The 14,172-nt window shown below is 47.1% G+C and carries 13 protein-coding genes; 5 read left to right on the top strand and 8 right to left on the bottom strand.

Features of this window, described 5'->3' with window-relative positions:
- Window positions 1-292 precede the first annotated feature (292 nt).
- Window positions 293-1,318, top strand: a complete 1,026-nt coding sequence (locus H7R39_RS10720) for an NADH:flavin oxidoreductase/NADH oxidase (protein WP_185899292.1) — start codon at window positions 293-295, stop codon at window positions 1,316-1,318.
- 243 nt (window positions 1,319-1,561) lie between these two features.
- On the opposite strand, the gene H7R39_RS10715 is transcribed toward H7R39_RS10720, so the two are convergent.
- From H7R39_RS10715 to exbB, 3 genes are read right to left on the bottom strand one after another with little or no spacing between them, the layout of a single operon-like run.
- Window positions 1,562-2,419, bottom strand: coding sequence for an energy transducer TonB (locus H7R39_RS10715; protein ID WP_185899291.1), 858 nt, complete (start codon window positions 2,417-2,419; stop codon window positions 1,562-1,564).
- Complete coding sequence (gene exbD / locus H7R39_RS10710) at window positions 2,385-2,762, bottom strand: TonB system transport protein ExbD (RefSeq protein ID WP_185899445.1); 378 nt, start codon at window positions 2,760-2,762, stop codon at window positions 2,385-2,387. Before exbD ends, H7R39_RS10715 begins: the two co-directional genes overlap by 35 nt.
- Window positions 2,755-3,183 (bottom strand): TonB-system energizer ExbB, encoded by a 429-nt coding sequence (gene exbB, locus H7R39_RS10705; protein ID WP_002950017.1) that lies wholly within the window; start codon window positions 3,181-3,183, stop codon window positions 2,755-2,757. The genes exbD and exbB overlap by 8 nt, the downstream gene beginning before the upstream one ends.
- Window positions 3,184-3,398: 215 nt before the next feature.
- Here exbB and H7R39_RS10700 point away from each other — a divergent pair, with 215 nt between their 5' ends.
- Window positions 3,399-5,411 (top strand): TonB-dependent receptor domain-containing protein, encoded by a 2,013-nt coding sequence (locus H7R39_RS10700; protein ID WP_185899289.1) that lies wholly within the window; start codon window positions 3,399-3,401, stop codon window positions 5,409-5,411.
- Between the two features lie 364 nt (window positions 5,412-5,775).
- On the opposite strand, the gene H7R39_RS10695 is transcribed toward H7R39_RS10700, so the two are convergent.
- The 4 genes from H7R39_RS10695 to prfB are packed head-to-tail and all read right to left on the bottom strand — an operon-like array spanning window position 5,776 to window position 9,183.
- The gene (locus H7R39_RS10695) at window positions 5,776-6,393 is read right to left on the bottom strand and encodes a tetratricopeptide repeat protein (protein WP_185899287.1); all 618 of its coding nucleotides are present in this window, start codon (window positions 6,391-6,393) and stop codon (window positions 5,776-5,778) included.
- Window positions 6,394-6,413: 20 nt separating this feature from the next.
- Complete coding sequence (locus H7R39_RS10690) at window positions 6,414-7,757, bottom strand: FAD-dependent oxidoreductase (RefSeq protein ID WP_185899285.1); 1,344 nt, start codon at window positions 7,755-7,757, stop codon at window positions 6,414-6,416.
- The gene (locus tag H7R39_RS10685) at window positions 7,754-8,071 is read right to left on the bottom strand and encodes a type II secretion system protein (protein WP_185899283.1); all 318 of its coding nucleotides are present in this window, start codon (window positions 8,069-8,071) and stop codon (window positions 7,754-7,756) included. The genes H7R39_RS10690 and H7R39_RS10685 overlap by 4 nt, the downstream gene beginning before the upstream one ends.
- A gap of 11 nt (window positions 8,072-8,082) precedes the next feature.
- A complete protein-coding gene (gene prfB, locus H7R39_RS10680; RefSeq protein WP_185899281.1) occupies window positions 8,083-9,183 on the bottom strand; it encodes a peptide chain release factor 2 in 1,101 nt (366 codons plus the stop codon).
- 108 nt (window positions 9,184-9,291) lie between these two features.
- Here prfB and panC point away from each other — a divergent pair, with 108 nt between their 5' ends.
- From panC to tilS, 3 genes are read left to right on the top strand one after another with little or no spacing between them, the layout of a single operon-like run.
- Window positions 9,292-10,113 (top strand): pantoate--beta-alanine ligase, encoded by an 822-nt coding sequence (panC, locus tag H7R39_RS10675; protein ID WP_185899279.1) that lies wholly within the window; start codon window positions 9,292-9,294, stop codon window positions 10,111-10,113.
- Between the two features lies 1 nt (window position 10,114).
- Window positions 10,115-11,422 (top strand): 30S ribosomal protein S12 methylthiotransferase RimO, encoded by a 1,308-nt coding sequence (rimO, locus tag H7R39_RS10670; RefSeq protein WP_185899277.1) that lies wholly within the window; start codon window positions 10,115-10,117, stop codon window positions 11,420-11,422.
- A 1-nt stretch (window position 11,423) separates the two neighbouring features.
- Window positions 11,424-12,410 carry a tRNA lysidine(34) synthetase TilS gene (tilS, locus tag H7R39_RS10665; protein ID WP_185899275.1) on the top strand — a complete coding sequence of 329 codons (987 nt, stop codon included), beginning with the start codon at window positions 11,424-11,426 and terminating at the stop codon, window positions 12,408-12,410.
- A gap of 385 nt (window positions 12,411-12,795) precedes the next feature.
- Here the strand turns inward: tilS and H7R39_RS10660 are convergent, their stop codons facing one another.
- Window positions 12,796-14,148: a DUF438 domain-containing protein gene (locus H7R39_RS10660; RefSeq protein ID WP_185899273.1), complete on the bottom strand. Its 1,353-nt coding sequence runs from the start codon at window positions 14,146-14,148 to the stop codon at window positions 12,796-12,798.
- Window positions 14,149-14,172 lie beyond the last annotated feature (24 nt).

Genomic DNA, 14,172 nt, shown 5'->3' with positions numbered 1-14,172 from the left:
TTAGCTTTTGCAAGGTGATGTTTGCGATGTCGCCGCTACTATGGGCAGGACGCTAGCGTGACGCTAAGACTAAAACAGATAAAAAAGGCGGCATGGATACAGATGAGTACTTTGCTTCTATTTCAGCGGCGGCGAGCAAATTTCAAATTTGGCGGGAACTAACTTAGGCTGTTGCCGCACGCGTCTTTATAGTCGATCGTTCACTAGTGCGGTCGCTAAAATTTGCCGCGCGAGTTCATAAATTTAAACAAATATCCTAAAATAACCGCAAATAATCTTTAAAGGATTTCTCATGCAAAGCTTGCTTTTTGCGCCGCTAAAAATCGGCGATCTGCAGATCAAAAACCGCATCGTGATGCCGCCGATGTGTATGTATAAGGCCAAAAACGAAAACGGCTGCCCTAGGTGCTTTCACCGCCTGCACTACGCCGCACGGGCGCTAGGAGGCGTCGGGCTCATCATCGTCGAAGCTACGGCGGTCGAGCCTAGGGGCAGGATCACGAGCCGCGATCTGGGGCTATGGAACGACGAGCAGCTAGAGGCGCACGCCAGACTCGTCAAAGAGTGCGTCAAATACGGCGCCGCAATGGCCGTCCAGCTCGCGCACGCTGGCAGAAAAAGCGAGTGCGATGGCCTGATCGCGCCTAGTGCGGTAAAATTTAGCGAGAGTTACAAAACGCCGCGTCAAATGAGCGCGGACGATATTGTTGCAGTCAAGCAAGCTTTTGTTCAGGCTGCGATCAGAGCCGAGCATGCAGGATACGCCGCGACCGAGATCCACGCCGCGCACGGTTATCTCATCAGCGAATTTCTCTCACCTGGGATCAATCTGCGAGACGACGAATACGGCGGGAGCTTTGAAAATCGCACGAGATTTTTAAAAGAAATTTTAAGCGAGATAAAAGCCGCGGTAAAAATCCCCGTCGGCGTGCGCATAAGCGCGGATAGCTGGGTGAAGGGCGACTGGAGCCTAGAAGATAGCGTGCGGCTAGCAAAGGAGCTCGAGGCTTTGGGCGCGGCGTTTATCCACGTCTCGGCGGGCGGATTTTTTGAGCGCACGGATAGCGCGCCTGCGTTTACTCCGCTTTATCAGGCTGGCTACGCTAAGGCCGTAAAGCAGGCCGTTAGCATCCCAGTGATCGCGGTTGGACTCATCACAAAGGCGTCCGAGGGCGAGGCACTGCTACTAGGTGGCGTTTGCGACGCGGTGGCCTACGGCAGAGAGCTGCTGCGAAATCCAAATTTCGCGCAGGCTGCGATGAGCGAGTTGAGGTGTTCTGAGCTGATAGAAAACTCGTATAAGAGGGCTTTTAAGTAAAATTTGGCGAGATTCCTCGATATAAATTTGAACTAGTTTCGTCGGATAAATTTGGCGCAAATTTGACCAGTCGCTTGGGCGAGCTGTTTGGCAAATTTGCATCCCTGCTACGCCGTCAAATTTGATTTGATTACGGCCGATTTTAGCGGCGCTAATTTATAAATATAGTGGCTTATTTTTTGATTTATTGCGTCAAATTTGTAGAATAAAAGTAGAAATTTAAGCCGCAAAAACGGCTTAAACTTACGTGAGTTTGTAACTAACCGGGATTTTTATGACGTAGTCGCGATCAAGTGTCGGAAAGTCCGGCGCGGCGCGGTTTATGAGCTCGACCGCGGCCTCGTCTAGCGTCTCATAGCCTGAGCTTTTTATCACCTTTACGTCGCGGACGGTGCCGTCTTTTTTATACAAAAAGCTAACCTCTACTACGCCCTGATGGCGCATTTTTTGCGCACGTTTAGGATATTTGTGATGCTTTTGTATCGCCTTTTGGATTTTAGAAAATCTCTCGTCGCCGGCTGATGTCGCGAAGTTAAATTCCCCGACCGTTTCCGCTCCGCTAGGCGGTAAATTTGATTTTACATTCGAGCTTGGAGCGCTACTTGGCTGTGCCGCGGGCGGCGTAGGAGTAGGCGGCGATGGCTGTGCGGGCGGTGCTACCTGCGCGACTTGCTGTTCCGGCTCAGGCTCAGGCTTTTTGACCGGTTTTGGCGTAGGTTTAGGCTTTGGCTTTTCAACCGGCTTTTCTACGGGTTTTGGTTTCTCTACCGGTTTTTCTATTGGTTTTGGTTTTTCTATCGGCTTAGGCGGCTCAACCGGTTTTGGTGGCTCCGGCGGCGTGACGACAGGTTCAGGCGGCGGAGGCGCAGGCGGTGCCGGAGGCGGCGGGGCCGGCGGAGTTGGTGCCGGCGGGAGCGGAGCTGCTGGCGGCGTAAAGGTATTTAGCGCTATCTTGACGCTTTTTTCCTCTGGGATCGGCTTTAGCTCGTCGTAAAATTTGATAAAAGAGCCGATGAGAACGGAGTGCAACAGGATAGAAACGCCAAGCCCCGTAAAGCTGGCGCGTCTATTCAGTTGTTGTCGTGATAGCGAAGTTTTCATGATTTTTTTCTTTTAATATGTCGATAACCTTGATAAACGAGTCGAATTTGCTCTCTTTATCGCTTTTGAGTTCTATTAACGTTTCGTTTTTTATCTCGTTTAGCTTTTCTTTTAAATTTTCCTCGGCGATTTTATCTTCGCCTATAAAAAATTCATTATCTTTATTAATTAAAACGGCGATTTTATCGTTTTCGTCTTGCTTTTTTTCCGCGCTTTCGCTGTTTGGCAGATCGATTTTGATATGGCCTTGAGCGATAAAAGTCGAAATGCTAAGTACGATGGCTAGCAAAACGAGCATAATATCTATGAGTGGGATTACGTTTAATCCCTCTTTTTTAGGCATTCTCACGTGAAGCCTTGTAGCGGTTTACTAAAACGTCCACTTTTCTCATAAACGCGTTGTAAATCATTAGCGTCGGTATCGCGACGATGAGGCCTAGCGCGGTTGCTTTTAGTGCGAGAGATAGGCCGACCATGATACTTTTAGTGTCGATGCCGCCGCTCATACCCATGTCGTAAAAGGTCACCATGATGCCCGCAACCGTACCTAAAAGCCCGATATACGGCGCATTTGAATAAACGATATAAAGCGTTGTTAAATTTCTGGTTACGCTCTCTTCAAAGTCGTCTTGATTCTTGTAGTTTTCAAATTTAACGTTTGCGTAAAAGATCAAGCGCTCTATCGTAAGCCACACTACCGTAAAACTCATAAGCCCTAAAATGCCGATAATAACGTAATCGACGTTGTGTTTGAGAAATTCCATTTATTACCTTTTATAAAAATTTGCGCGCAATTATATCAGATTATGGTATTTATTGTCAATAACGAATAAGCAAGTAATATTTTAGATAAATTTATCTAAAATTTAGTCTTAAGATTGTAGTATTCGTTTTCAAAATTTGAGCAGATTAAAGAAAACAAAATTTAAATATTTTTCTAAATCGGCGCAAATTTTCGTAAATTTAAAGAGGAGAAAAAATGAGTTTTAACAATGTTGCGAAAATTTCTTTCGTAGCGGCTCTAGCCATCGGTGCAAATGCCGCCGAAAACGTAACGCTAAGCGGCGTAGAAGTAACAAGCACCGGCGGCGGCTACGGCGTGGACGACGTAAAGATAAGCACTAGAAATGCAGGCATACTAAAAGACGTCATGCGCGATATTCCCGGCGTTTACGTAGGTGGCACGAACGGCATGAACCAAAAAATTTACATGAGGGGTGTGAGCGACCGCGGCTTAAATATCACGATCGACGGCGCGAAGCAAAACGGAAATACCTTTCACCACAACGCCGACTTGCTAATCGATCCGGATCTTATAAAAGCAGTCGATGTCGAGGTTGGCTCAAGATCAGTAGTAAACGGCTCGGGCGCGCTTGGCGGTTCGGTCGCCTTTAAAACGGTTGATGCAAAAGACTTGCTTGATGATGGTGAGATCATCGGCGCAAAGATAAAGACAGGATACGCCTCAAATAACAGCGAATTTTCTCAAGGCCTTATGATCTTTACCGCGCCGGTTGAAGGACTTGATTTTATAGCCGCTATTAATCACAAGGGCTACGACTACGGCAAAAGCGGCAACAAAAGAAAGATAGGCGGCGACGGCAATGACCTTAGCTATCTTTTAAAGCTTGGTTATAGCTTCCTTGATGCACATAGAATTTCTATCTCAAGAGAACATAATGAATTTAAAGGCATGTATCCAATGAGAGCCGAGTTTGGTAGCTGGTACAGCGATTCAAATGCTGTTGATAATCGTAAATATGAGCGAGATACGACGACGCTAAAATACGAGTATAAACCAAGTGATCTTCTAAATTTAGATGTAACGGTATACAACACTGAGCATAAAAAAGATGATCCGGTCTTAAAAATTTTAGGCGTAAAAACAAACGGTATAAATGCAAAGGCTAAGAGTATAGTCGAGACCGGCACTTTGACGCAGACGCTTAGATACGGCGCTGAGTTTTACCAAAGTAAAAATTTCAACAAACCAGACAATCACTACCCAGAAAAGGTAAATAACTACTCTATCTACGCAGAAGATGCGCTAAATTTTGGCTCACTAACCGTTACTCCTGGCATCAGATACACTCGCCACGAGCTAAAAAGCTACGATGGTAGAGCCGGAAACGTAAAGAGTTATACCTATAAATTTGATGAATTTACCCCAGCACTTGCACTTGATTATGAGATACTTAAAGGTCTTAACGCTTTTGCAAGCTATGCAAGAGTCTTTAGAGGGCCTGATGTCATGGAGTCTATGTATGCTAGTAGAGCAAAAAATTTTGAAGCAAATAAAAAGCTAAAAGCAACGACTGGCAATAGCTATGAAACCGGTCTTAAATATCATGGCGATATAAATGAAGCTAGCTCATATAGCTTATCTGCAAAATACTTCATGACAAAATATAAAAACTTAATCGTAGATAACAGCTCTTATAAAGTTGGAACGCCGCCAAATACAACAACTATTTTTAAACGTATAAATGCTGGTGGGGCTGATATAAGTGGTATCGAGCTACTTGCAAGGCTAAATTTAGACGCACTAAGCCTAGCTGCTAGCTACACTCACCAAAAGGTAAAATATAAAGATAGAGTTGCAAACACAGAATGGGGCGGATACTATACCTCAAACGTTATCGGTTACCGCGATCAGGGCGATAAATATACGTTTAACGCCGAGTATGCATTTTCTAGCATCGATACGCTAATAGGCTACAACCTAATCTACTTCGCTTCAAAAAATACCATATCAGCTGGCAATAGTGAAAATGCCAAGATACCAAGCTATGCAATTAGCGACATCTATGCTAGCTATACGCCAAGTAGCGGTAAATTTAAAGGGCTAGAGATAAATGCTGGAATTTACAACCTTTTTAATAAAACTTATGCTTCGCAGTCTCAAAGAATGGCTGATTATACAGGCAATCCAAACTACGTAGACTGGGAGCCGGGCAGAAACTTTAAGATTAACGTATCTTATAAATTTTAATTTTACTCTAAACTCACGCCTTTGGGGCTTAAATCTAAGCCCCTATTTTCTAGCTTTTTAAATTTACTCAAATCTAGCGTTGTTTCTTTTTGTTATTTGCGGCAAAGGATTGTTGTTTTAAATGCGCTCAAATTCATGCAGCGTTAGTCAAGCAAGCGAAATTTACCGCGCGTATCGTGAAGGTAAATTTGCAGAGTTAAATTTATGGGCGCGCGGCGTCAAATTTAACGGATAGTTTTAAATTTGCATTTTCAAGATGCGGGTTTTTTGGGGAGTAAATCTAGAAGCAAAAAAGCGAGCCGAATTTGACTCGCCGTAGTAGATTTAACGCCGAATTTAAAGGCGTTAAATTTGATGTTTTATATTAGCGTTTTCTGCCCATTCTTTTTAGGTTGTCGCATGCGGAGGTGTCGCCGCTAAAACACGCCGAGCGGTAGATGCTTCTAGCTTTTGTTTCATCCTGCGCTACGCCTAGTCCGTGCTCGTAAAGTACGGCTGTGTTTGTGCAGCACGGCACGTCGCCTAGTTTGCAGCCTCTATCGTAGGCCGACATAGCGTTTGCGTAGTCAGGCTCCTTGCCGTCGGCGTTTGAGCGGTAAAACTCGCCCAGATAGTAGCATGAATACGCGCCGCCGTTCGCGCAAGAGGCGTTGTAGATTTCAAGGGCTTTATTTGCGTCTTTGCTTACGCCAAGCCCGGTTTGATACATGTTGGCAAGGTTTGTGCAAGCAGGCTGATAGTTGTTGCCGCACGCTCTTTCATAGTATTTTATAGCTGTTTTGTGATCTTGCAGGTTTTGATAGCTGATGGCAAGATCGTTGCACGCGGAGTAGTTGCCACTTTCGCATTTCGGTTTTAACACGCCTATGGCACGCTTGTTAAAGTCATAGTCCGGGTTGTCGCTAGAGAAGCTGCTGCCGCCGCTTGAAGCCGCGCACCCTACAAACAAAAGCCCGATCAAGGCAAGAAGTAAATTTCTCATTTTTTATCCTTTCCGTAGTTTTAAAATTGTCCAAACAGGTCGTTTAACGCTTCGCTGATGCTAGGATGGGTGAAAATCTGATTTTTGAAAAAATCAGCGCCTGCGCCAAGGGCCATCGCGACGGCAATCTCGTTGATAAGCTCGTTTGCGTAAACGCAGTGAAACGCCGCGCCCAAAATTTTGCCACTTTTTGCCTCCACGATCGCTTTTAAAAATCCCGTTTCGTTGCCGACTACCTTTGCGCCCGGGACCGCGGCTAGCGCGAGTTTTAGGACTTTAAAGTCTAAATTTTGCGCCGCGGCTCGTTTTTCGCTTAGTCCGATGCTAGCTAGCGGAGTCTCGGTAAAAAGGGCGCTAGCGTGAGGAGAGCGGTTTAGAGTGCTGCGTTTGCCCGCGCCAAAAAGCTTGTCGAATACGATGCGAAAATCATCTAGGCTCGTGTACGTGAAAAGCTCGCCGCCCCGAACGTCGCCTACTGCGTAGATATGCGGCTGTGCGGTTTGTAAAAACTCGTTTACTAGCACGTTTCCCTTGGCGTCCGTTTGTACGCCGGCCGCGCTCAAATTTAGCTCCGCAGTCGCAGCTACTCGTCCGGTCGCTAGTAAAAACGCGTCCGCGTCAAGGCTTTTTGCTTCGCCGTTTTGGGCGAAATTTAGCGTACCGTCTTTTAAATTTTTAACTTCGCAGCCCTCTAAAATATCGATCCCTTGCGTTTGTAGTAGCGTTTTTACGCTCTCTTTTACGTCCTTGTCCTCGTTTTTTAGCACGCCCGAGCGAGCTACGATAGTGACTTTTGATCCAAACTCGGCAAACATCGAGGCAAACTCAAGCCCGATGTATCCGCCGCCCACGACCGCTAGGTGCTTTGGAAGCGTTTTTAGGTTTAAAATCCCCGTGCTGTCGTAAGCTAAATTTGAGCTTACCTCAAAGCTTGGTTTTTCGTTAATCGAGCCCGTATTTATGACGATCGTCGGCGCGGTAAATACGCTTTTTGAGCCGTCTGCGGCCGAGACTTCTATGCTATTTTTATCTATAAATTTAGCCGTGCCGTTTATTACGTCGATGTTTTCATTACTATCAAGCATCGCGAAATTTTTGGCTCTAAGCGCGGAGATTAGCTTGTCTTTCTTTTCTACGCTAAGCGCGAAATACTCGCCTGCGACGTTATTATTGACGTATTTTGCCTCTTTGCTTAAATTTACTAGCTTTTTAGTCGGGATGCAGCCGACGTTTATGCACGTGCCGCCGTACATCTGCGCCGATTTTTCGATCACGGCGACCTTTTTGCCTAAATTTGCGGCTTTTGCGGCGAGAGTTTTGCCGGCCTTGCCAAAGCCGATGACTATGATATCGTAGTTTTTCATATGTTTTTTCCTAGTATGTAGTGAGTATTTTCATTTACTCTTTTTATGCTTATTTTGTTTTTTTCAGCCCAGTTTTCGATCACGTCTAGCGCGTCGCTTTGCGCGTCTGGCGTTTTGCCCGCGTTTTTTATCTTAAACACGTCCTCGCTGCCGCTCATCGCGACGAAGCTACCGAGCGGCTTTAGGTGGTCGTTTAGCGTGATTATACTGCTTAAATTTAACCCGTCGCAGTTGTTTAGGATGCGCTTAACTTGCGCGGTGGTCGCGTCGTTTTCGTTGTAGCCTAGTTGGTTTAAAAGAGCTGAAATTTCCATATTTTTCCTTTCTAGTTTATACTTTTTTGACTTACCAAAACGCCCTCGATGAGCTTTTTTATATCGCCGTCTAGTATCGCGTCGGTTTGGCTATACGCCTCTCCGCTGCGGTTATCTTTGACCTGCTGATACGGGAAAAGCACGTATGAGCGGATCTGGTGACCCCAGCCGATCTCGCTTTTTTCGATACTGCCGGCGGCTTCTTGCTGCTTCATTAGCTCTAGCTCATACAGGCGTGATTTTAGCATTTTCATCGCGGTGGCTTTGTTTTTGTGCTGGCTGCGGTCGTTTTGACACTGCACGACGATGCCAGTAGGCGCGTGAGTGATGCGTACGGCAGACTCTGTTTTATTTACGTGCTGACCGCCCGCTCCGCCTGCGCGGTAGGTGTCGATTTTTAGATCTTTTTCGTCGATTTCTATCTCGATGTCGTCATCGATCTCCGGGCTTACCATCACGCTAGTAAAGCTCGTGTGTCGGCGACCCGCGCTATCAAACGGGCTGGTTCGTACTAAGCGGTGGATACCGTTTTCGGCCTTTAGATAGCCGTAGGCGTTTACGCCTTTAACGATAAAACTTACGTCTTTTAGTCCGGCTTCTTCGCCCTCTTGGAAGTCCAGGGTTTCGACCTTAAAGCCCTCGCGCTCGCAAAAGCGCAGGTACATGCGGTATAGCATGCTCGCCCAGTCGTTGCTCTCCGTACCGCCCGCGCCCGGGTGGATGGTGACGATGGCGTTTTTGCCGTCGTCCTCGCCGCTAAGCAGCATAGAAATCTCTAAATTTACTATCTTATCCTCTAACTCGCCAGCCTCGGCAAAGAGTGAATTTATCGTCTCTTCGTCGTTTTCCGAGTTTGCCAGCTCGTATAGATCCTTTGCGTCGTCTACGGCGCTTTTGGCGTTTAGGAAGTTGTTTAGGATATTTGAAATTTTCGTTTTTTCCTTACCGATGGCACCCGCTTTTGCGATATCTTGCCAGAAATTTTGATCGTTTTCTAGCTCCTGGATCTCTTTTAGGCGAGCTTTTATACTCTCGGGCTTTACGACACCAGCGATATTTTCTACTTTCGTGCTTAGGGTTTTTAGAAGTTCCGTGTATTCGTAATTATCCAAAATTTAAGACCTTTTTTGTGCTTTTTGGCGTGATTATAACATATTTGTAAGAGTAAAGATAAAATTTGCTATAATCGCGCGTTAAAATTAAACCTAAAAGAAGAGAAAATGCAAATTTTAAGAACAGCAGAGCAGCTGCGAGATTTCGTCGCGGCAAATCCCGAAGATATCGGCTTCGTGCCCACCATGGGCGCGCTTCACGACGGACACGCTAGCCTCATAGAAAAGTGCGTAGCGGAAAACAAAACCGCGATCGTTTCGACTTTTGTAAACCCGACGCAGTTTTTAGCGGGCGAAGACTTTGAAGATTATCCGAAAAACGAACAAAACGACGCTAAAATTTGCGAAGAGCTGGGCGTGCATGCGATGTTTGCGCCTGAGGCTAGGGAGTTATATTTTGATACCGAGCCGCTAATCATCGCGCCTGAAAATCTAGCGAGCGTGCTTGAGGGCAAGACTCGCCCTGGACACTTTGACGGCGTGCTTCGCGTGCTAAATAAGCTATTTAATCTAACAAACGCAAAGCGCGTCTATATGGGCAAAAAGGACGCGCAGCAGCTGCTCATCGTGCGTAATTTCGTAAAGACCTGTTTTTTAAATTTAGAGATCGTGCCTTGCGAGATCGTTCGCGCGCCCGACGGACTGGCGCTTAGCTCGCGAAACGCCTACCTAGACGAAGGGCAAAAGCTAGAGGCGCTTAAGCTTTCGCATTCGCTTAAAAAAGCCTCAAATTTGATCGCAGCCGGCGAGCTAAGCGCGCAGACGATAAAAGGCGAGATGCTACAAACCCTGGAGCCGCTAAACGTCGATTATGTAGCGATCGTGGATAGAAATTTAAACGAAATCTCGCTAATAGAGCCGAGCAACACCATCATCCTAGTCGCTGCGTACGTTGGCAAAACGCGCCTGATCGACAATCTGTGGGTATAAGATGGGCAAACTTCACTTAGTATCATTAGGCTGTAACAAAAATCTGGTGGACTCCGAGATCATGCTCGGACGCCTACAAAACTACGATATCACGCCAGATGTCGCCTCTGCCGACATCATCATCGTAAATACCTGTGGCTTTATAAACTCGGCGAAAGAGGAGAGTATCCGCGCGATCTTAGATATGCACGAAGCACGCAAAAAAGGCTCTTTGCTCGTGGTTACGGGCTGCCTAATGCAGCGTTACCGCGAGGAGCTGATGAAGGAGCTGCCCGAGGTCGATCTATTTACCGGCGTCGGAGACTACGACAAAATCGATGAAATCATCCTAAAAAAGCAAAATTTATTTAGCCCGGACACCTACCTGCAAGCAAGCGAAGAGCGCGTGATAACGGGCTCAAACTATCACGCTTACATCAAAATTTCAGAAGGCTGTAATCAAAAATGTAGCTTCTGCGCGATCCCGACCTTTAAGGGTAAGCTAAAATCCCGCGCGCTCGAAAACATCGTAAACGAGGTGCAAAAGCTCGTAAAAAGGGGCTACTACGACTTTAGCTTTCTCTCGCAAGACAGCAGCTCGTATATGCGCGATCACGCGGTTAGCGACGGGCTCATCTCACTCATTGACGCGGTCGAAAAGATCGAGGGCGTCAAAACCGCGCGCATACTCTATCTCTATCCTAGCACCACCTCAAACGCGCTAATAGAGCGCATCATCGCCTCGCCCGTGTTTGTGAACTACTTTGACATGCCGATCCAGCACGCAAGCGATAAAATGCTAAAAATCATGAGACGCGGAAGCGGCGCGGAGCGGATCAAAGAGCTTTTAAATTTGATGAAAAAGGCACCCGATGCGTTTTTGCGAACGGGCGTCATCGTCGGACACCCTGGCGAGAGCGAAGCTGAATTTGACGAGCTTTGCGCGTTTTTGCAAGAGTTTAAATATGACCGCGTTTCGGCGTTTGCATATTCGAAGGAAGAAGACACTCTCTCATACGAGATGGAGCAGGTGCCTGCCAAAATCATCTCAAAACGCTTAAGTAAGATCGAAAAGATCACTCGAGCCGCGATTGAAGCGAGTTTCGCGCAGGAGCTGGGCAAGAAATTTATCGTTTCGCTCGAGGGCGAAAGCAGCGAGGGCGAGATGTTTTATGCCGCGAAAAAGGCACTGTGGGACAAAGACATCGACGGCGAAATTTTGATCAACGAAAGCGACGTGGAGCAGCTAGAAACCGGCGGTCGCTACTGGTGCGAGATCACGCAGGTAGCGGGCAGCCAGGCGCTAGGCAAGATCACGGCAAAGGCCTAAAATGCTAAGCGCGCCCGTTTTGCATAAGCTAAAATCGGGGCGAAATCTGCTTGCCTTTTCGTACGGCGTCGACAGCACGGCGCTTTTTTATCTTCTGGACGAGGCGGGTGTGAAGTTTGACCTCGCGATCGTGGATTACAACGTCCGCGCGCAAAGCAAGGACGAGGTCGCCTCGGCGAGAGACTTGGCGGCCAAATTTAATAAACAAATCTACGTAGAAAGCGTGCAGCTGGGCGCGTCAAATTTCGAGCACGAAGCGCGTGCGGCCAGATATGATTTTTTCGCCGAGATTTGCCGCAAGCAGGGCTATGAAAATTTGATCTTAGCGCATCAGTTTGACGATAAATTCGAGTGGTTTTTGATGCAGCTTGGGCGCGGCGCTGGGCTTAGCGAACTACTTGGCATGCAAGAGCTTGAAGCTCGCAATGACTACGTGATCGCTCGTCCGCTTCTAGGCGTGCGAAAGTGCGAGCTGGAGCGGTTTTTGCGTGAGCGAAATCTAAAGTACTTCACCGACGAGACGAATTTAACGGACCGGTTTAAACGCGGATTTATTCGCGCGAAATTTAGCGAGCCGTTTTTAAACGAATACTTTAGCGGCGTGAAAAAAAGCTTTGAGTTTTTAGCGGCCGACGCGTTAAGCTTAATTCCCGAAATTTCTAACCCCGCACCTAAAATTTATCTCGTAAAACGCGGTGCAAACGAGCTTCGCGGCGTCGATCAGGCATGCAAGCGACTAGGGCTCGTACTAAGCTCGGCGCAGCGAAACGAATGCGCGCGCTGCCTGGAAAGCGGTGCAGGCTGCGTGCTAGGCGGCAAGGTAGCCGTGGGAGCTGGCGAAAAATTTATCTTTATGACGCCATATATCAAAGCGGCAATGGACAAGAAATTTAAAGAAGCATGCAGGCAGCTCGCCGTCCCGCCGATAAACCGCGGATTTTTGTTTGCCGCGGACGCGGATCTTGCGCTATTTGAGGAGCTTTTTTAGACGCCTACGTTTTGGGCGTGAACCTGCGATAAAAGATACTTGAATCTTAAAAAAGACGCTAATGCTTTCTTTGCGGTAGCTTTAGATTTAGCGGCGCTAGACGGCCGGCTTAAGCGTCCTTACGCAAAAACTAGATATCGTCGCTTTATCTTAAAAAGGCGGCTTAAAGCTCGGTTTGGTACTAAATATGCCGCACTAACATCCTTAAATACCGCTTACGAAAATATCGGTATCTACAAAAATAGCTCGAATCGTCGTGCAAAAGGCGTAGGCGTAAATATGCGAAAAGGCAAGCGCCCCCAAATCTTCGATAAATTTACGCCAGAAATTAGAATTGGGCGATAAGGATCAAGCGGTCTTAATCAAATTTCGCAAGCCGTTATCATCACTCCCCGTATTTTTTCTTTAGATCGTCCCACGTCACTAGCGTGCGTTTGCCCTCTAGGCTGCGGATGCGCGTGACGTCTTGCATCATCTCGAGCACCCCCTTAAATACGCCGTTTTCATCGCGCACGGCGGCGTAGTAGATGTAGATAAATTTGCCGTGAAGCTCCAGCCAAAAGTCGATCTCGTCGCGCTCGCCCTTGCGAAACGCATCGATGATCTCTAGCACGCTAGCTACGCTCTCGCGCGGGTGGCAGTTTTTCACGTCACGCCCGATGACGCCGGCACTTCGCGGAAATACGCGGTGCTTTGTATCGGTGTAAAATTTCACGATCTCGTTTTCGTCGACGAATGAGAGGTCGACTGGCATGTGCCTATAAATGAGGTTGATTTGCTCTAGCGTGAGCTTGCCTGTGGCGACGTCAAAAACCGCGTTTTTATCGCGGTTTGCGTTTGGATTTAGTCCGTATTTACTCATCAAATTTGACAGCTCTTTTAGGAAATTCGGATTTAAAACCACTTCGTTTAAGTTGCTGTTTTGTAAATTTGCCACGCTTAAATTTGACTCGTTTTGCAAATTTGAGTTCTTTAAATTTGACTTCGAGCCGCCGCCGGAGTCTAAATTTAACGGATAAAATTCGCTCGGCTTTTCGATGAGAAAATATCCGATCTCATCATCGCCGCGTCTCATCGCGCGAAACTCCTCCTCGCTGATCATCTCCAGCGACGTCGGATAGAGCGCCACCTCCTCGCGTGCGAGCAGATCGAGCAAGTTTTCGTAGATCTCGTGCTGAGCCGCGATAAACTCGTCAGCCTTGCCTTCCTCTAGCAGCTCGCGCGCTGCGGCGATACCGTCGCGGACCTTGTTATCAAAGCTCCACATGAAGCGCGACGGGCGGTCAAAGCCCTTGTTTTCGAGCATCGAGTAGAGTTGGTGCTGTTTTCTGGCAAAATGCGTCCTGTTAAAGCCGCCCAGTTTGTCGTAAATTTCAAGCCATTCGTTTTTGATAAATTTCTTTTTTAGCAGCTCTTTTGCCTTTGCGATCAGCTCGCGCGCGGCATCGTTTTCGCTGATGTAGGTAGCTACTGGGTGGTCTTTTGGTAGCTGTGGGCGCTCGGCGGTTAGGATACCGCGCAGGATTTCTGATAGCTCGGCGGCGTTTTTGTCGATAAATTCGCTCTTAAAGCCTAGATTTAGCAAATTTGCGCGCACGTTTTTAAAATCTGCCGGCGTGAGTTTCGTTAGCTCCGATTTCGCAGCTTTTCTAGAGGCAAAAAAATTTGCCGTTCCGTTAAGATAATCCCTTAAAATCGCAGTCGCCAAGGCAACGGCGGCGTTGTTAAATTTTATCATTTTGTATCCTTAACTTAAATTTTA

It is taken from the genome of Campylobacter massiliensis (genome assembly GCF_014253065.1).
GTDB classification, from domain to species: Bacteria; Campylobacterota; Campylobacteria; order Campylobacterales; family Campylobacteraceae; genus Campylobacter_A; species Campylobacter_A massiliensis.
This window is presented reverse-complemented; position numbering and strand designations above follow the sequence as displayed.